The sequence below is a fragment of the Geomonas subterranea genome (assembly GCF_019063845.1).
Lineage (GTDB): Bacteria > Desulfobacterota > Desulfuromonadia > Geobacterales > Geobacteraceae > Geomonas > Geomonas subterranea.
The window spans coordinates 2539030-2558092 of sequence record NZ_CP077683.1; the positions used below are offsets into that span (position 1 = coordinate 2539030).

The following is a 19063-nucleotide window of genomic DNA, read 5'->3' on the forward strand; positions in this document are numbered from 1 at the left end:
TCCGGGCCGTTCTGCGTCGGGCGCCTGCCGCTAAACCTTCTCTATCTTCGCCTTGTGGCGCAGCTCGCTCAGAAAGGCCGCCACCGCCTTGCGCGTCTGCTCCATCTTCAGGTACTGCACGATCTGGAACTTGACGTCCTCGAAGCGGTCGGTGGAGGGGGCGATCCGCTCCTGCAGCTTGATGATGTGATAGCCGAACTCCGTCTCCACCACGCCGCTGATCTCACCGTTTTTGAGGGCGAAGGCGGCCTTCTCGAAGGGCGGGGTCATCTGCCCCTTGCCGAAGATGCCGAGCTCCCCACCCTTGGCGCGGCTCGGGCAGGTCGACTCCGCCTTGGCGACCGCTGCGAACTCCTCCCCGTTGCGCACCCTTTTCAGAAGCGTTTCCGCCTTCTCGCGCGCCTTTCGCTTCTCGTCGGCGCCCCCCTTCTGGTCCACGCTCACCAGGATGTGACTAGCCCGCAGGCGCTCACCCTTCTGGAACAATTTCCCCTTGTTGTCGTCGTAGAACTTCTTCGCTTCCGCGTCCGAGCAGGTGGCCTTGGTCGAGAACTGCCTGTCCACGAAGTAGTTGACCACGATCTCCCGGCGCATCGACTCCCGCACCTCGGCCTCGGTCATCCCGGCTGCCTTGACAGCCTTTTCGAACTCCTCCTTGCTGGGGAAGGAAGCCCGGTTCTTCTGGAATTTCTCTTCGACGAGCTGGTCCAGCCCCTTGATCTCCAGCTTCTTCCCCTCCTGGTATAGAAGCTCAGCGGAGGTGAGCTGCTCCAGGGCTGCGTCGGCTGCCTTCCTCATCTGTTCCGGCGGCAGGGTCTGGGTGACCCGGTTTTGCGCCAGGAGGGTCTTCACCGCGCGGTCCAGCTCGGGCTTCGTGATGACCGTGCCGTTCACCTTGGCAACGGGCGTGCCGCCGGAACCCTTCTCAGAGCAGCCCGGAAGCGCGCAGAGGGCCAGGACTGCGACTGCCGCCGTTATCAAATTCTTCAATGCGGACATGGAATTCTCCTTTTATTGAATTGTAGGGATCACTGCCCCTGTCACAGCAAGAGCCGTACCCAGAAGAGACGCTGGAAGGACCGGGACGTAACACCGGCGCCCCACCCGGGCTGATCAAGATAATCCAGATATTTATGCCGCCTGGCCACGCCTCGCCTCGGCGGCAGCGCCCGCCGAGGCGAGGCTCCTGGAGGGAGGGGCGAAGGGGGGTGGGGCATATCACCCACCGGCTGAGGGAACTGGCGGGGCGGCCCACCTGGAGAGGGGACAAAAAGGCCGCGCCTTGCGGCGCGGCCTCAATAGCGACCGCTTGCGTACCTCCTAGCGTCCGGCGCCGCCGGTCCCTGCGCCAGTACCGCCGGCACCCTCCGTACCCGTGCCGCCGCCCGTCCCCATCGTACCGCTTGGACCTCCCAGGGCGGGGGTGCCGTAGTTGGGTTCCGTGCCGGAAACCCCGGTACCGGTGCTCCTTCTGGTATGCTTCCTGGTTTTCTTGCTGCTTTTCTTTTTTTTCTTCTTGGTCTTCTGGGTCTTGGGCTTGGCCATCTCGGCGCCGCCCTGGTCACTCTGCCCCCCGGTGGACATCCCGGTTCCAGGACCTGTAGAGGTGCCGGCGCCGGTTCCGGTCGTGTCAGCCGCCCAGACCATACCAGCGAAAGAAACCGCGACCAGGGTGGTAACGATGGTGGACAACACTTTTTTCATGATCAGCCTCCCGAGTTTGATGAACAGCCGAGACACTATAGCACATGATTAGTTTTTACCAATCTGACGTTTCTTTTTTCCTCCCGCCATCCCGCCGGCGCTTTTTCCCTGTGCCCGCTTGACAGATTAGACGTATAAAGTTATAAATCTCTAATTCAAAATTCACGCACAGGGAGAGCCGCACGTTGAAAAAGAAGAAACCTTTTGATCTGGCCCATGAGCAGTACCAGCTGCTGATGACGAAATTCAAGACCACCAAAGACCTGCGGGAAAAGAACATGCTCTTCAGAAGGCTCACCAACCTCCTTGCAGTCATGGAATTCCTCATCTCAATCCACAAGCCCAACTGAAGGCGTTTGATCCAGGGGGCGCTCCCTGCGCTCCCAGGAAGGGAACTTTGGGCGCGTTTACTGGCCTTGCCTGAACACCAGCAGTGATATCCTTCATAGAGTTCATGCTATAATGCTGTCAGTCCTGGTGAAGGCTATGAGTATTCCCGCCGATCGCACTCCTACCCTGCAACTCCATCCGGCACGCCTGTGGTTCGCCGCCTCGCACCTCCTTGCCGTGCTGCACCGGGAATTCTTTGCCCACTGGCGCGGGGCGCTACGCCGGCTCGACCTCGACGAGGTGCACGACCTGCGCGTAGCCTCGCGCCGCCTGCGCGAGGGCCTTGCCCTGTTCGCGCCCCTGCTGCCAGGGAAAAAGGTGGCGAAGATGTCACGCAGGGTGAAAAGGCTCACCACCCTCCTGGGAGAGTTGCGCAACGTCGACGAGGCACTCCGTTTCTTTTCCGGCCTGGACGGAGAGGAACCCGGCGCTCCCCCGGCCGGAACCCGCGAGTTGCTGCAGACACTGTCCAAGGAGCGGGAGACAGTCCGAAAGGAACTGGTAAGGGCGCTGGCCGGCTTTCACGTGGGGAAGCTCAAAAAGGAATTGGCGGGATTGTCTGCGCAGCCGAACCCCTTCCGACGGCGCGGGGTCGACCCCTTCACCGGGATCGGCCTCTTTGCCGCGGGAGCGTTGGCCGAGCGGGCCACGCTGGTCGAGGAACTGTTCCCGGCCGCGCTTCACGAAGAGGACACGGTGGCGCAGCACCGGCTGCGCATCGCCTTCAAGAAGCTGCGCTACCGCCTGGAGATCTTGGCACCGCTGCTGGAGGACGAGGGGGAGCAGCTGCGCCGGGTTCTCAAAAGCTACCAGGACCTCCTGGGGCAGCTGCACGACCTGGATGTCTTTGCGGACATGGTGGAGGAGCGCGTGGCGCAGGGGGGGGGACGGGAACGGTTGCTGCACGTGCTGGCGGCGCGCCGGGCCGGCCTCTTCGCCGTGTTCGCGCAGACCCGCCGTGACCAGCCGCTCGAGCCGCTGACCCGCCGGATCAGCGAGGAGCTTCGGCTTCCCCGCAGACCAGGCCCAGCAGGAATCCCGCCGTAGCCTCGCAGACGCGGACCGCGAAGCCGAGGTTCAGGGTATCGAAGGTGTCGCTTCTTTGGTGGTAGTGGGGGTTACGGAAGTTGGTGGTGTCGGTGAGCATGATGGCGGGGTAGCCGGCATCCCAGAAGGGAGCGTGGTCGGATCTGCGGGTGTCGGGGATGAGCTCACCGTTACCGGGAACGACCAGGGGAACCACCGGAAGGGGGATGTCGAAACTCTCCACCGCGAGTGCAAACCGCATCGCCAGCCCCTGTGAAAGCTGGTTCGCAATGACGGCAAGGAAATCACCGGTATCCGGCACCTGGAGCGGCAGGCCCGGGGGAGCGCCCTGGCGCACCGAGCCCCCCGCGAAGGCGACCGATTCCAGGACCAGCACGCCCTCCATCTCCCACCCCTGTAAAGCCGCGAATCCTGCGAGGGCGCGGCTTCCCCTGAGCCCTGTCCCGGAAGGTCCCTCCTCGGAGTTCTCCTCGAGGTTCACCCCCACGAACTGCAAGGTCTTTTCCGGCCGCCACTGGCTGAAGAGGGTGGCGAGTTCCAGCAGCAGCGCGACGCCGCTTGCGTTGTCATCCGCCCCGGGAGAACCGGCGACGGTGTCGAAGTGGGCGAGCACCAGGACCCGTTTGTCCGGCAGCCGCGTTCCCAGCCTGGTGGCGACGACGTTGTGGTATTCCCGGCCGCCATCGGCGAAGCCGTGCAGGTCGACGGCGTACCCAAGGGCGCGCAGGGTGTCCCCGATGTAGGAGCAGGCGCGCTCCAGGGCGGCGGGTGCCGCCACCGGATGCCTGACCCCCTCGAGGTACTTAAGGTGCCGCTCAATCCGGTCCCTGGAGACCGCGGGGAGCGCCCTCCCCTTCCCCGCCGCTTCGGGCGGGCGGTTCATTTGAGAGCCTCAAGTTCCTGCTCCAGCTGTTGCGCCCGCGCCTTGTCCTCGCGCAGCTCGGCCAGCTTCTTGTAGTACGCGGCACGAGCGGCACCCGCGAAAGAAAAGGCGCTGTTCTTATTGACGTACGGGTTCTGCGCGTCGCTGGTCTTCCCCTCGGCGAGCTCTTTCTGGAATTGCCTCGCCTCTTCCACCGTCGGGGTGCGCCCCTTGGCCACCATCCATTTGTGGTGCAGCCTCTGCAGCTCCTTCTTTTTCCCCTCCAGCTCGCCACGGATCTGGGCGAGTTCGGTGGCTAACCGGGAGCGACGCGCGCTCTTGGCTTCGGGCTCCACCGGTGCGGCGGCAGCTTCCTTCGCCGCTGGGGGGGCAGCCGCGGCACCGTTTTTTCGCTCCGTTGCCGCAGGCTCTTTCGCCGCGCTTGCCGGATCCACCTCCTGGGCGCGCTTCAAGTACTTGTCCGGGATACGGTCCGAGTCGTCGGTGAAGTGGACAGTTCCGGCGTCGTCGCGCCACTGGTAGGTGCCGCCCAAGACGAGCGCGGGTGCGGCAAGGAGAAAAACCGTGGCAACCATCGTCGTACGTCGCATGTGCCCTCCGGAAGGCAAGATCGTGCAGTGCAAGGCTGAAGATAATATGCATGTTGCGGCATTTGTCAATTTTCTTTTGCCGCGTCTCATCTTCTCCGTCTCCCTGCGCCCTCCTTACCCGCTGCGGCGCAGGCGCCGGAACGAGAAAGGGCCGGGGAACTTCCCCCGGCCCATTTGGTTGTCTTGTCCTGTAATCTGTGAAGGATTGCCCTTGTCTCCCCTCCCCCCTTGCGTGCGGGGATTAGTGGGAGGGGGAGCGCGCGTCATCGCCGTACTTGCGGCTTCGCCCACCCCGGCCCCCTCCCGTCAAGGGAGGGGGGGGACGCGGGGACTGCTTTCGTCCGAGGTTCCGGGACGCCTATCTTTCCCAGCCGGCCGGTTGCCGCTACTTTTTCCCTTCCTCACCGAAGCTGAGCGCCGCGAGTTTCGTGTAGTAGTCGAAACGGTCCGCGGCCCAGGCGCTCGCCTTCTGCATCAACTGGTCGGCCGCCTCGGGGTTCATCTTCCTGAGCACCTTGTAGCGGTTCTCCCCCCCCGCGTACTCCTCGAAGCTGGTGGTGGGCGCCTTGCTGTCCAACTGCAGCGGGTTTTTGCCTTGTGCGGAGAGTGCCGGGTTGTAGCGGTACAGCGGCCAATAGCCCGAGGAGACCGCCTTTTTCTGCTCGTCCACGCCGCGGGTCATGTCGATGCCGTGGGCGATGCAGTGTGAGTAGGCGATGATCAGCGAGGGACCGTCGTGGGCCTCGGCCTCGATGAAGGCCTTGACCACCTGTCCCGGGTTGGCAAGGGAAACCGACGCGACGTAGACGTGACCGTAGGCCATCGCCATCATCCCGAGGTCCTTCTTGGCCATGGACTTGCCGCCGGCGGCGAACTGTGCCACCGCGCCGATCGGGGTCGATTTGGATGCCTGCCCGCCGGTGTTGGAATAGACCTCGGTGTCGAGCACCAGGATGTTCACGTTCTTCCCCGAGGCGATGACGTGGTCCAGGCCGCCGTAGCCGATGTCGTAGGCCCAGCCGTCGCCCCCCACGCACCAGACCGATTTCTGCACCAGGTAATCCGCGATGGGGAGAAGCTGCGCCGCGGCCTCCTCGTCGCAGTTGGCGAGCGCATCCTTGAGCCTGGCCACCCGGGCGCGCTGCGCTTCAATGGCGGCCTGACCGGACTGACCGGCGTCGAGGATCTCCCGCATCAGCGGGGCGATGGCGACACAGCTGCCGCAGCCGCTGCCGATGAGCTGCTCCAGGAGCTCCCGTGCCGCCTGGTTGAACTTGTCCACCGCGAGCCTCATGCCGTAGCCGAACTCAGCGTTGTCCTCGAAGAGCGAGTTGGACCAGGCCGGGCCGCGCCCGTCGGCACGTTTCGCCCACGGTGTTGTGGGGAGGTTGCCGCCGTAGATCGAGGTGCAGCCGGTGGCGTTGGCGATGAGCGCCCGGTCCCCGAAGAGCTGGGAGAGAAGCTTCAGGTACGGTGTCTCGCCGCAGCCAGCGCAGGCGCCGGAGTACTCGAACAGGGGGCGCACCAGCTGGCTGCCGCGCAGGGTGTCCAGCTTCACCAGCGCCGGATCGAGGTCGGGAAGCCCCAGGAAGAAGTGGTAGTTGGCGGCCTCGGCGGCACGCAAGGGGGGCTGGAACCGCATGTCCAGCGCCTTGTGCCCCGGGTTCTCCTTGTCCTTCGCCGGGCAGTTGTGGGCGCAGGCACCGCAGCCGGTGCAATCCTCCGGGGCGACCTGGAAGGTCACCTTGTGCTCCTTCAGCTCCGCCATCTTGGAGTCGGCGCACTTGAACCCCGCGGGTGCCCCGGAAAGCGCCTCGGCCGGGTAGGCCTTGACCCGGATGGCGGCGTGCGGGCAGACGAAGGAGCAGATGGCGCACTGGATGCAGAGCTTCTCGTCCCAGACCGGGATCTCCACCGCGATGTTGCGCTTCTCGTACTGCGAGGTCGCGGTCGGGAAGGTGCCGTCGATGGGCATGGCGGAGACCGGAAGGTCGTCGCCGAAGCCGGCGATGATGCGGCCGGTGACCTCCTTCACGAAGTGCGGCGCGCCCGCCCCGACCGGCGGCGGCATAGTGATGCCGCTGGACGGTGACGCCGGGACGGCCACCTCGTGGATGTTCAAAAGCGCCTGGTCGACGGCGGCGTTGTTCATGGCCACCACCTTCTCCCCCGCCTTGCCGTAGCTCTTCTTGATGGCCCCCTTGATCTCGGCGATGGCACTCTCGAGCGGGATGATCCCGGAGATCTTGAAGAAGGCGGTCTGCATGATCACGTTGATGCGGGCGCCAAGGCCAAGCTCCTCGGCGAGCTTGATGGCGTTTATGGTGTAGACCTTGAGCTTCTTGTCGATGATCTGCTTTTGCACCTCGACCGGCATCTTGTCCCAGACCTCTTCGTGGTCGAACGGGGAGCAGAGCAGGAAGGTCGCACCCGGCTTCGCCTTGCCCAGCATGTCGTACTTCTCCAGGAAGGTGAAGTTGTGGCAGGCGACGAAGTCGGCGTTGTCGATCAGGTACGGCGCGTTGATCGGCTTCTTGCCGAAGCGCAGGTGGGAGGTGGTGATGGTCCCCGCCTTCTTGGAGTCGTAGACGAAGTAGGCCTGGGCGTAGTTGTCGGTCGCCTCGCCGATGATCTTGATGGAGTTCTTGTTGGCCCCCACGGTGCCGTCCGAGCCCAGGCCGAAGAACATCGCCTCGTAGGTCCCTTCCATCGCGGTCCTGAAGGAGCTGTCGTAGTCGAGGCTTGCGCCGGTCACGTCGTCGTTGATGCCGACCACGAAGTTGCTTTTCGGCTGGTTCTCCTTCAGGTTGTCAAACACCGCCTTGGCCATGGCCGGGGTGAACTCCTTGGAGCCCAGACCGTAGCGCCCGCCGACGATGACCGGGTAGCCGACGAAGTTGCTGAGGCCGGCCGCCATCCCCTCGCCGATCGCGGTGCGCACGTCAAGGTAGAGCGGCTCGCCCAAGGCGCCGGGCTCCTTGGTGCGGTCCAGCACCGCGATGCGGCGCACCGATGCGGGGAGCGCCTTGACGAAGGCCTCAAGTGGAAAGGGACGGTACAGGTGGATTTTCACCACCCCCACCTTCTCCCCCCGCGCGTTCAGGGCCACCACGCTCTCCTGCACCGTGTCGGCGCCCGAGCCCATGATGACGATGACCCGCTCGGCGTCCGGCGCACCGGCATACTCCACCACGCCATACCTGCGCCCGGTGAGTGCCGCGAACTTCTCCATCTCCTTTTCCACGATCTCGATCGTCGCCGGGTAGAACCGGTTGACCGTCTCGCGCCCCTGGAAGTAGACGTCCGGGTTTTGGGCACTACCGCGCAAGACCGGCCGGTCCGGGGTGAGGCAGCGGGCGCGGTGCGCGTTGACCAGCTCGTTGTCGATCATGGCGCGCATGTCGTCGCGGGAGAGCGCCTCCACCTTCTGCACCTCGTGGGAGGTGCGGAAGCCGTCGAAAAAGTGCAGGAACGGGATGCGGGAGCGCAGGGTGGCCGCCTGGGCGATCAGGGCGAAGTCCATCACCTCCTGCACGTTGTTGGAACAGAGCATGGCCCAGCCGGTGGCGCGGCAGGACATGACGTCGGAATGGTCGCCGAAGATGGACAGCGCCTGGGTGGCGATGGCCCGCGCCGAGACGTGGAACACGGTGGAGGTGAGCTCGCCGGCGATCTTGTACATGTTGGGGATCATCAGCAAAAGCCCCTGGCTCGCGGTGAAGGTCGTGGTGAGCGCCCCCGCCTGCAGCGCGCCGTGCACCGCCCCGGCCGCGCCACCCTCGGACTGCAGCTCGGAGACCAGCGGCACCGTCCCCCAGATGTTCTTCTCCCCCGCCGCGCTCTTCGCGTCGGAGATCTCCCCCATCACCGAGGACGGGGTGATCGGGTAGATCGCGATCACCTCGTTGGTGGCGTGGGCCACGTGGGCGGCCGCGGTGTTGCCGTCTATGGTTACCATTTTTCTGCTCATGCTCTCGCTCCTCTTGACTTACATACGTGAATTCTGGTGCACCCCGCCGGGCTACGACGCGCTCTGCCAGGGGACCATGTCCTGCAGGGCCTCCCGCATCAGGTCGGACACCTTCATGTTGACCTCTTTGGATATCTTCTCGATGGTCTCGCGCTCCTCGCGGCTCACCCGCACCGAGAGTACGTGATAGCGTGCGTTATCTTTCTTTTTCATCGGGGCCTCCGCCGCCACATCCCCGTGGCGCTCTTTATCTTTATTTCGGTTGGTAGACCTTGAGCAGCGCCTGGGCCATCTCGGCCGGGGTCGCCGCGACGCTGATGCCGCACTCCTTCAGCACCGCAACCTTCTCGGTCGCGGTCCCCTTGCCGCCGGAGATGATGGCGCCGGCGTGCCCCATCCTCTTGCCCGGGGGAGCGGTGACACCTGCGATATAGGCCGCAACGGGCTTGGTCATGTTCTCCTTGACGAAGCGCGCGGCCTCCTCCTCGGCGCTGCCGCCGATCTCGCCGATCATGATCACCGCCTCGGTGTCCGGGTCTTCCTCGAACAGGCGCAGGCAGTCGATGTGGCTGGTGCCGTTCACCGGGTCGCCGCCGATGCCGACGCAGGTTGACTGGCCGAGGCCGATGCAGGTCAGCTGCCACACCGCCTCGTAGGTGAGCGTGCCGGAACGGGAAACGACGCCGATCTTGCCGGGCTTGTGGATGTAGCCGGGCATGATGCCGATCTTGCACTCGCCGGGGGTAATCACGCCCGGGCAGTTGGGGCCGACCAGCCGGGTCTTCTTGCCCACCAGGTACTGCTTAACCTTGACCATGTCGAGGACCGGAATCCCCTCGGTGATGCAGCAGACGAGTTCGATGCCGGCGTCCACCGCCTCCATGATGGAGTCGGCGGCGAACGGCGGCGGGACGTAGATGACGCTCGCGGTGGCGCCGGTCGCGTGCACGGCCTCGGCGACGGTGTCGTAGACCGGGAAGCCGTCGATCACCGTCCCCCCCTTGCCGGGGGTCACCCCGCCCACCATCTGCGTGCCGTACTCGCGGGCGCCCTGCGCGTGGAAGAGGCCGGTCGCGCCGGTGATCCCCTGCGTGATGACCCTGGTATCCTTGCCGATCAGTATGCTCATGGCGTCCCTCCCTAGGCGGCAGCCGCGACGGCGGCCACGATCTTCTGCGCCCCGTCGGCCATGCCGTCGGCGGCTACTATGTTGAGGCCGCTCTCGGCCAGAAGCTTCTTGCCCAGCTCCACGTTGGTCCCCTCGAGGCGCACCACCAGCGGAACCTGGATCCCGACCTGGCGCGCCGCCTCGATGACGCCGGTGGCGATCACGTCGCACTTCATGATGCCGCCGAAGATGTTGACCAGGATCCCCTTCACGTTCTTGTCCGAGAGGATGATCTTGAAAGCCTCGGTGACGCGCTCGATGGTGGCCCCGCCGCCGACGTCCAGGAAGTTGGCCGGGTCGCCGCCGTAGTGCTTGATGATGTCCATGGTGGCCATGGCGAGCCCGGCGCCGTTCACCAGGCAGCCGATGTTGCCGTTAAGCGAGATGTAGGAGAGGTCGTGCTGGGAGGCCTCGATCTCGTTCGGGTCCTCCTCGTCGAAGTCGCGCATGTCGCCGATCTGCAGGTGCCGGAAGAGGGCGTTGTCGTCGAAGCCGAACTTCGCGTCCAGGGCGATCAGCTCCCCCTCCGCGGTGACCACCAGCGGGTTGATCTCGAGGAGAGAACAGTCGCAGGCGATGAAGGTGGCGTAGAGGTTGGTGAGGACCTTGACCGCCTTGCCGGTCAGCTTCCCCTTGAGTCCCAGGCTGAAGGCGATCTTGCGGCACTGGAACTGGGTGAGCCCGACCAGGGGGTCGACCGCCTCGGTAACGATCTTCTCCGGGGTGTTGGCCGCCACCTCCTCGATGTCCATGCCTCCTTCGGTGGAGGCCATCACCGTCACGCGGGAGGTGCCGCGGTCCACCAGGAGGCTAACGTAGAGCTCGTTGGCGATGTTGCAGCCGTTCTCCACCAGCACACGGTGCACGACCTTGCCTTCCGGCCCGGTCTGGTGCGTCCTCACGGTCATCCCCAGCATGTCGCGGGCGATCATCTGCACCTCGCTGGAAGACCGGGCCAGCTTGACGCCCCCCCCCTTGCCGCGCCCGCCGGCATGGATCTGCGCCTTCACCACCCAGGGCCCCTCGCCCAGACGCTTGGCCCATTCCCTGGCGCTCGCGCCGTTGTAGCAGACGTGGCCGTCGGGGACCGGCACGCCGAATTTTCTCAGGATCGCTTTGGCCTGGTACTCGTGGACGTTCATTTTCCCTCCTTAAAGCCTTTGTTTTAGTAAAGCCGCCAAGTGCACAACATTAACCTTTTCTTGTTTTATTTTGGCCGGATTTCAGGGGTCAACGCCGCACAACACTCATATACTCCCATGATACATTTTTGGCAAACACTTTTATAATCTCCGCATAAAAAAATTGGTAAGACCGAATATACTCCACGATACAAGCCGATCATAAATTCACTGACGCACGAAAATGATACCGAACGAATGTTTGAATTATCGACATTTACACCGGGAAACCGGAAGACGAGGCGGGTAGGAAAGTGGGAAGCCGCTGCAGTAGAACACCGCAGGCAACGTTATTTGGTTACATTGTAATACAGCCATATCCGGATGCACGACAACCGCCAAACATCAAAAACTCAAAATAGAACACACTGTAAACGAACCGCCGCTTCGGCGCAAAAAAATTCCCCGCCCCTCCTCGGCGGAGGGGACGGGGGATCGGTTAGGCGAAACGACTGCTACGGGTTTTGAGCGTCGACAACGGCGATGGCGGCCATGTTGACGATGTCATTCACATCGTCTCCCCGCTGCATCACGTGCACCGGCTTGTTCATCCCCATGAGGATCGGGCCGATCGCCTCGGCTCCCCCCAGGCGGCGCAGGAGCTTGTAGCAGATGTTGCCGGAGTTGAGGTCCGGGAAAATCAGGACGTTGGCCGGCGCCTTCAGTTTCGAGAAGGTGAAGCCGTCGAGCAACTCGGGGACCACGGCGGTATCCGCCTGCATCTCACCTTCGATGACCAGGTGCGGTGCCCGCTCCTTGACCAGCTCCACGGCACGCTTCACCTTGCTCGCGTGCGGGTGCTCCACCGAGCCGAAGTTGGAGAAGGAGAGCATGGCGATCCTCGGTTCCACGTCGAGCATGGCGACCTTCTCGGCGGCGAGGATGGCGGTCTCCGCCAGCTCCTCCGCGGTCGGATCGATGGTCACCGTGGTGTCCGCCAGGAAGTAGACCCCCTTCTTGAACACCATCATGTACAGGCCGTGGACGCTGGAAAGCCCCGCCTGCTTGCCGAGCACCTCCAGCGCGGGACGGATGGTTTCGGGATAGTGCGTGTCGATGCCGCCCAGGAGGGCGTCGGCATGTCCCTTGTGCACCATCATGGTACCGAAGTGGGTCCTGGATTTCCTGCGCATGATGCGGCTGCTCTCGGAGCTGGTGATCCCCTTTCTCTGGCGCAACCTGTACAGCTCTTCGGCGTACTCCTCGGTGTGCTCACTCTCGGTCGGGTCGACGATGGGGACGTCGAGGTCGAGGTTCAGGTCGTCCATCTTCTGCTGGATCTTCTTGCGGTCCCCCACGAGGATCGGCTGGGCGATCCCCTCTTCCACCAGGGTCTGGGCCGCGCGCAGGATCTTCTCGTTGTCACCCTCGGGGAAGACGACCTTCTTCGGGTCGCTCTTCGCCTTGTTGATGATGCTGCGCATGATCTCCTTGGAGCGACCCTGCGAGCACTCGAGCTGCTCGATGTACTTCGCCATGTCCTCGATGGGCTGGCGCGCCACGCCGCTCTCCATGGCGGCCTGGGCGATGGCCGGGGCCACGTGCAGGAGGACACGCGGGTCGAACGGTTTCGGGATGATGTAGTTCGGGCCGAAGGTGAACTTCTCGTTGCCGTACGCCTTGGAGACCGAGTCCGGCACCTCTTCCTGGGCGAGCCGCGCCAGCGCGTGCACCGCGGCGAGCTTCATCTCCTCGTTGATGGCGGTCGCACGGACGTCCAGCGCCCCGCGGAATATGAAGGGGAAACCGAGCACGTTGTTCACCTGGTTCGGATAGTCGCTTCTGCCGGTGGCGATGATCACGTCGCCGCGCACCGCGTGCGCTTCCTCCGGGGAGATCTCCGGATCGGGGTTCGCCATGGCGAAGATGATCGGGTTGGGCGCCATGGAGCGCACCATCTCGGGGGTGAAGGCCCCCTTGACGGAGAGGCCGAACAGGACGTCGGCGCCGTGGGCCGCCTCCTCCAGGGTGCGGAACGGGGTATCGGCGGCGAAGAGTTCCTTGTACTTGTTCATCCCTTCCACTCGCCCCTTGTAGATGACCCCCTTGGTGTCGCACATGATCATGTTGTTGGGCTTGACCCCCAGGGCGATGGCGAGCTTCGCGCAGGAGTTGGCCGAGGCGCCGGCGCCGTTCACGACGATCCTGATGTCCTCGATCTTCTTGCCGACGAGTTGCAGCGCGTTCAGAAGCGCCGCCGAGGAGATGATGGCGGTGCCGTGCTGGTCGTCGTGGAAGACCGGGATGTTCATGGTCTTTTTGAGCTCTTCCTCGATGTAGAAGCACTCGGGCGCCTTGATGTCCTCCAGGTTGATGCCGCCGAAGGTCGGCTCCAGGAGCTGGACCGCCTTGATGATTTCGTCCGGGTTCTCGGTGTTCAACTCGATGTCGAACACGTCGATGTCGGCGAAGCGCTTGAAGAGGATCCCTTTCCCTTCCATGACCGGCTTGCCGGCAAGCGCGCCCAGGTTGCCAAGGCCAAGGACCGCGGTGCCGTTGGAAACCACCGCCACCAGGTTCCCCTTGGCGGTGTACTTGTAGGCGTCATCAGGGTTCTGCTGGATGGCGAGGCAGGGCTCCGCGACACCGGGTGAATAGGCAAGCGACAGGTCCGCCGCGGTCTGGCACGGTTTGGTGGCGATGACTTCGATCTTCCCTTTTCTACCGTTTGAGTGGTAGTCGAGGGCTCCCAGTTTCTTGCTCATCTATGTGCTCCTCCTCTTTGCTGCCGATTTTTGGTTCAAAAAAAGAGGGCAGCAGCAACGGCGGTGCTAGCCCTCTCTCGAAAAGCCCCTCGCGGGGCAAAGATGTTAGATGCCGCTGTTCGCGCCAAGCCGCTCCCCCCTCCCCTTGCGGGAGGGGCATCCGGTGCCCCCCTCCCCTTGCGGAGGGGAAGGGGGTGGGGAAGGTGCCATCATCTCTGCACTTTGCGGCTTCACCCCCCCCCGGCCCCCTCCCGTCAAGGGAGGGGAGCAAACAGATCCGGATTGGGCGGGCATCTTGCGCAACCCCCTGCGCCTTACGCCTCTTCCGGCTCCGGCTCCAGTAGCCCCATTTCGGGTTCCTCTTCCTCGACATTCTGGTTGTTCAACACGCGGTGCATGCGTTCCATGTCGAGCTCGTTCTCCCAGCGGGACACGACCACGGTGGCGACCCCGTTGCCGACCAGGTTGGTGAGGGCGCGCGCTTCCGACATGAAGCGATCGATCCCGAGGATCAGTGCGAGCCCCGCGACCGGGATGGTGGGGATGGCGGCGAAGGTCGCGGCGAGCGTGACGAAACCGCTGCCGGTGACGCCGGCGGCACCCTTGGAGGTGAGCATGAGAACCCCCAGGATGGTGATGGTCTGGGTCATGGTGAGCGGCGTGTTGGTGGCCTGCGCCACGAAGATGGCCGCCATGGTCAGGTAGATGGAGGTGCCGTCCAGGTTGAAGGAGTAGCCGGTCGGGATAACCATGCCGACCACCGACTTGGTGCAGCCCAGGTTTTCAAGCTTGGCCATCATGCGCGGCAGCGCCGATTCGGAGGAGGAAGTCCCGAGAACGATGAGGAGCTCTTCCTTGATGTACGAGATGAACTTGAAGATGTTGAAGCCGCAGATCTTGCAGATGGTGCCGAGGACAACGAATATGAAGATCAGGCAGGTGAGGTAGAAGCTGCCCATGAGCATGCCGAGCTTGGCAAGCGACCCCAGCCCGAACTTGCCGATGGTGAAGGCCATGGCGCCGAAGGCGCCGATCGGTGCGAACTTCATGATCAGGTTGACCACCCCGAACAGGGCGTGGGAGACGTCGTCGATGAACTTGTAGACCGGCTTTCCCTTCTCGCCCAGCGCGGAAAGGGCCAGGCCGAAGAGGATGGCGAAGAAGAGCACCTGCAGGATCTCCCCCTTGGCGAACGCGTCGACGACGCTGGACGGGATGATGCTCAGGGCGAAGTCGGCGAAGCTGTGGGACTTGGCCGCGGTCGCGGTGTAGGTGGCGAGCCCCTTGGTATCGAGCTTGGTCACATCCGCGTTCATGCCGACGCCGGGCTGGATCACGTTGATGACCAACAGGCCGATCCCCAGGGCCAGGGTGGATACCAGTTCGAAGTAGAGCAGCGCCTTGCCGCCGACGCGGCCGACCTTCTTCATATCGTCCATGCCGGCGATGCCGGTAACCACGGTACAGAAGATCACCGGGGTGATGATCATCTTGATCATCTTGATGAAGCCATCGCCCAACGGCTTCATGGCGGCTCCGGTGTCGGGCAGGTAGTAACCCAGCGCGACGCCGATAGAAATCGCCAGCAGCACCTGGAAGTACAGAACCTGGTAGAACTTCTTGCTTTTCATGGTCTCTCCTTTTACGTGGCTCGTGTGAACCTGGAATATAGATCCGGCAAGGCATTAGCCGATAACACTGTTTGACACCTCATATCAGCAAGACGAATACCAACTGTCTGTATACGGATGTAAGTGGCTGTAAATAGGGTTAAAAATGTTGTTTTACGACGAAGAGGAGCATCCAAAGGTATTAACCAAAGGAAACACCTTTGTTGTTGCAATCGGGAAAGCGGCTTGTTTACGGCAGGATGGAGGGCTTAACCATGGTTAAGGAGTTAACCCAGGTTAAGACCATTGCCATTCCGGAGGAGGATCGGCGCGGCCGGGATTGGGGTTGGGGGGCAAAAGGAGTAAAAAAATTTCCCGGGTCTGGGCGGGAAGAGTGGCCTTCCCGCCCGCCGGAACTACTTGCGCGACATCTTGAGACGCTTGTTGAGCGCCGGCGCGGAGATGCCCAAAAGTCGTGCCGCGATGGCCTGGACACCGTTGGCGCGGGCGATCGCCTCTTCCACCAGGAGTTCGGCGGCCTCGACAAAGGTGGGGAGGCGCTCGAAGGTCGCAAACGGGTTTTGACTTTTGGAGGGAAGCGGTGCCGCATCACGGCTTTGCCCTATCGCCTTCAAAAAGCTTTCCATGGAAAGGATGCGCTCCTTGTGCAGGCTGACCGCGTTGTAGACCATGCCGCGCAGCTCGCGCACGTTGCCGGGGAAGCTGTAGGTGGCCAGCACCTGGGCCAGTTCCTTGGGCGGGGTCGGCTTCTTCTTCCCCAGCGACTTGGCGGCCTCGTTCAGGAAGTAGTCGAGCAGCAGGGGGATATCCCCGTCCTGTCCCTGAGCGGCGGTATGTTGATCCGGTGGGTGCAGAGACGGTAGTAGAGGTCGCGCCGGAACTGCCCCGCCGCCTCCCTGGCCGCCAGGTCGCGGTGCGTCGCCACCACGATGCGCGCGTTCATCCGCTTGGGGCGGTCCCCGCCCAGCGGGAAGTACTCACCCTCCTGCAGCAGGCGCAGCAGCTTCACCTGCGACGCGATGCTGAGGTCCCCGATCTCGTCCAGAAACAGCGTCCCGTTCCCTGCCTGCTCGATCATGCCCGGCCGCGCCTGGTCAGCGCCGGTGTAGGCGCCGCGCACGTGGCCAAAGAGCGTGTCGGCGAACACGGTATCGTCCAGTCCCGCCACGTTCACGGCCACCAGCGGCCCCGAACAGCCGCTCAGCGCGTGCACGGCGCGGGCCACCAGTTCCTTCCCCACACCGCTCTCCCCGGTGATCAATAACGGCTGGTGGCTCGGAGAGACAGCCTCCACGTAGTTGAACAGATCGTGCATGCGCGGATCGGCGGTGACGATGTCAACGAACGCCTCCGGGTGCTTCAACTCCCGCGACAGCATCCGGTCCGACATGGTGCGGAACTCCTGCTGCAGCTCGAGAATCCGGACCGCCCTCAGCACGCCACCCACCAGGCGGTCCTCCTCGTCGGTCTTGACGATGTAGTCGAAGGCCCCAAGCTTCATGCAGCGCACCGCCGTCTCCAGCTGGTTCAGACCGCTCACGATGATGGTCATGATGCCGGGGTGGCTTTCGCCGATCTGCTGCAACAGCGTTTCGCCGCACGGCTGCGGCATGGTGAGGTCCAAGAGCACGAGGCCGATCCCCCCCTGGTCCAGCATCCCCATCACCTCGCGGCTTTCCTGACAGGTGACGATGTTGTTGATCCCGGCGCAGCTCTTCAGGGTGAGCGCGAACGACTTGAGCCAGGCGGGCTCGTCATCGACCAGCAGGATGCTGAAGGCGGGGTAGAGACTTTTTTTCATGATGCCGAACTCCTGTCGGGGACGGGAAAGGAAAGGGTCACCGTGGTGCCCGCCCCCGGGGTGGACTGGAACTGCAGGGTTCCGCCGTGTTCCTTGACGATCCCCGCCGACACGGAGAGGCCGAGGCCGGTGCCCCCGCTCTCCCGCTTGGTGGTGAAGAAGGGGTCGAGCAGGTAGGGGAGGTGCTCCTCGGCCACTCCCACCCCCTGGTCGGTGACTTGAAGCAGCACCTGCCCGAGGACGGCGTCGTGACTGGTCCGGACCAACACCCCACGGTCGCGGTCGGGGAGCGCCTGGCAGGCGTTCAGGACCAGGTTGACGATGACCTGCTCGATGCGCTGACCGTTGCCCAGGATCTTTGGCAGCGAGCCGTGGAAGACGGCCTCGAAGTGGTTGGTACAGGAACGGATGGTCGGATCCACCAGGCGCAGCGCGGTCCTCGTCACCGCGTCCAGGTCGATGAGCGACTTGTTCCCCATGTCCTTGCGGGCGAAATCCTTGAGGTCGTTCACGATGCGCTTGATGCGCTGGGCGCCGTCCTGCATCTCGTCCAGGATGCGCGGGATCTCGTCCCTCATCTCCGAGTAGGGCACCCCGCCGAGCATGAAGTCGCCGTGCTCGTGGTAATGCGCCTCCAGTATCTCCTCCGCGTCGTCATGCACCCTTTTGAGCACCGGGATGTCCAAAAGGAGCAGGCCGTTGGGGTTGTTGATCTCGTGCGCCACGCCGGACACCAGGGTTCCCAGCGAGGTCATCTTGTCGGCCTGGATCAGCTTGTCCTGGTGACGCTTCAGCGCCTCCAGCGCCTTGTTGCGCTCGGCCACCTCCTGCGCCAGCGCCGTGGTCCGCTCCGCCACCCGCTTGTGCAGCGTCTTCGACCAGAGCGCGAACACGGCCAGCACGATCAAAAGGGGAACCAGGATCATGGCCCCGTACTTGAGCGCGAGTTCCCTGGTGACCCTGGGGGGATCGTTCACCCCGAGCCAGCGGTTGTAGATCTGGGCGTACTGGCCGGTCTTGATGACGATGGCGAGCCCCTCGTTGAAGCGGGACAGCAGTTCCTTGTCGCCGCGTTGCACCGCGTAGCAGTACTGCTCGCTCACCACGGCCTTGGCCACAGGAACCAGGTTGGAGAGGCGCAGCTCCCGGATCAGGTAGATGCCGGGGAGCTGCGCCACCACCGCATAGTCCCCCTGCCCCGAGGCGAGCAGGCGGAGCGCCTCGGCCGGCGTCGGGGTGAGCACCAGGTCCTTGGCGAACCCCAGCTGCTTCAGGCGCTCGTGCATGATGCCGTCCTGGAAAACGAGCACCTTCTTGCCGCGCAGCTCCTCCAGGCTCTTGACCGGTCTGGCGTCGCGCCGTGCGAAGATGGCATGATGCACGATGGTGTGCGGAGGCGAGAACTCGACCGAGTTCAGGCGCTGCGCCGAATAGGAGAGCCCCTGCAGGATGTCGATGCTGCCGTCCTGGAGCCCGGCGCGCACCTCGGACCAGTTGCCAAACCGGAAGCGGACCTTCATCCCCATCACCTCGGCGATGGCACGGGTCAGGTCCACGTTGTAGCCGGCGGGGTTGCCGTCCTTGTCGATGAATTCGTAGGGGGGATAGGCGCGGTCCCCTCCCACCACGACGGTGGCGGGTGGCCCCTGGTGCGCAGGCTCCGGTATGAAGTCGGCCGATGCAGCAAGGCACAGGGGGACCAGCAGCAGGAACAGGGCCAGGAGGGTGATGCCGGGGAGAGCCTGGGTAAGGCGAAGAAACCTTATGCCGAAGGATTGCGTTTTGCCTGTCAAGGCGCGCTGGACCACTGCTCCGTCCTTAAAGCTGGGATGCGGGCTCACCGCTGCCGGTCGGCTAAAGGGAGGCCCATCACACTATCGCACGCATGAAGCACTCAAGTCAATGAAGCTCATGAGAAACGGGGCAAAGGGGGAGGCACCTGCGGGGTAAAAAGGGGCGCAAAGGGGAGAGGCACCTGCGGAGCCAGTCCCCT

General features: G+C 63.7%; 13 protein-coding genes and 1 pseudogene. 2 read left to right on the plus strand and 12 right to left on the minus strand.

What is annotated here, in order from left to right:
* Positions 1-30: 30 nt before the first annotated feature.
* Entirely contained in the window at positions 31-999 is a 969-nt protein-coding gene (locus KP001_RS11025) for a peptidylprolyl isomerase (RefSeq protein WP_217285698.1), read from the minus strand.
* A gap of 321 nt (positions 1000-1320) precedes the next feature.
* The gene (locus KP001_RS11030; RefSeq protein WP_217285699.1) at positions 1321-1704 is read right to left on the minus strand and encodes a hypothetical protein; all 384 of its coding nucleotides are present in this window, start codon (positions 1702-1704) and stop codon (positions 1321-1323) included.
* A gap of 185 nt (positions 1705-1889) precedes the next feature.
* Here KP001_RS11030 and KP001_RS11035 point away from each other — a divergent pair, with 185 nt between their 5' ends.
* Both KP001_RS11035 and KP001_RS11040 read left to right on the plus strand, forming a co-directional pair.
* On the plus strand, positions 1890-2054 hold the full coding sequence (locus KP001_RS11035) for a hypothetical protein (RefSeq protein ID WP_217285700.1): 165 nt from the start codon (positions 1890-1892) through the stop codon (positions 2052-2054).
* 136 nt (positions 2055-2190) lie between these two features.
* Positions 2191-3141, plus strand: a complete 951-nt coding sequence (locus KP001_RS11040) for a CHAD domain-containing protein (protein ID WP_217285701.1) — start codon at positions 2191-2193, stop codon at positions 3139-3141.
* Here the strand turns inward: KP001_RS11040 and KP001_RS11045 are convergent.
* From KP001_RS11045 to KP001_RS11090, 10 genes and pseudogenes are all read right to left on the minus strand, one after another.
* Complete coding sequence (locus KP001_RS11045; protein WP_217285702.1) at positions 3086-4024, minus strand: M28 family peptidase; 939 nt, start codon at positions 4022-4024, stop codon at positions 3086-3088. The two genes, KP001_RS11040 and KP001_RS11045, sit on opposite strands and share 56 nt — an antisense overlap.
* Entirely contained in the window at positions 4021-4614 is a 594-nt protein-coding gene (locus KP001_RS11050; protein WP_217285703.1) for a DUF4124 domain-containing protein, read from the minus strand. Before KP001_RS11050 ends, KP001_RS11045 begins: the two co-directional genes overlap by 4 nt.
* Positions 4615-4999: 385 nt before the next feature.
* Complete coding sequence (gene nifJ, locus KP001_RS11055; RefSeq protein ID WP_217285704.1) at positions 5000-8584, minus strand: pyruvate:ferredoxin (flavodoxin) oxidoreductase; 3585 nt, start codon at positions 8582-8584, stop codon at positions 5000-5002.
* Positions 8585-8635: 51 nt separating this feature from the next.
* On the minus strand, positions 8636-8797 hold the full coding sequence (locus KP001_RS11060) for a DUF6290 family protein (RefSeq protein WP_217285705.1): 162 nt from the start codon (positions 8795-8797) through the stop codon (positions 8636-8638).
* Between the two features lie 40 nt (positions 8798-8837).
* Positions 8838-9713, minus strand: a complete 876-nt coding sequence (gene sucD, locus KP001_RS11065) for a succinate--CoA ligase subunit alpha (RefSeq protein WP_217285706.1) — start codon at positions 9711-9713, stop codon at positions 8838-8840.
* Positions 9714-9724: 11 nt separating this feature from the next.
* A complete protein-coding gene (gene sucC, locus KP001_RS11070) occupies positions 9725-10894 on the minus strand; it encodes an ADP-forming succinate--CoA ligase subunit beta (protein WP_217285707.1) in 1170 nt (389 codons plus the stop codon).
* Positions 10895-11388: 494 nt separating this feature from the next.
* Positions 11389-13638: an NADP-dependent malic enzyme gene (locus KP001_RS11075; RefSeq protein ID WP_217285708.1), complete on the minus strand. Its 2250-nt coding sequence runs from the start codon at positions 13636-13638 to the stop codon at positions 11389-11391.
* Positions 13639-13952: 314 nt separating this feature from the next.
* On the minus strand, positions 13953-15269 hold the full coding sequence (locus tag KP001_RS11080) for a dicarboxylate/amino acid:cation symporter (protein WP_217285709.1): 1317 nt from the start codon (positions 15267-15269) through the stop codon (positions 13953-13955).
* A gap of 395 nt (positions 15270-15664) precedes the next feature.
* Positions 15665-17070: pseudogene (locus KP001_RS11085) on the minus strand (sigma-54-dependent transcriptional regulator).
* On the minus strand, positions 17067-18878 hold the full coding sequence (locus tag KP001_RS11090) for a transporter substrate-binding domain-containing protein (protein ID WP_217285710.1): 1812 nt from the start codon (positions 18876-18878) through the stop codon (positions 17067-17069). Before KP001_RS11090 ends, KP001_RS11085 begins: the two are co-directional and overlap by 4 nt.
* Between the last annotated feature and the right edge of the window lie 185 nt (positions 18879-19063).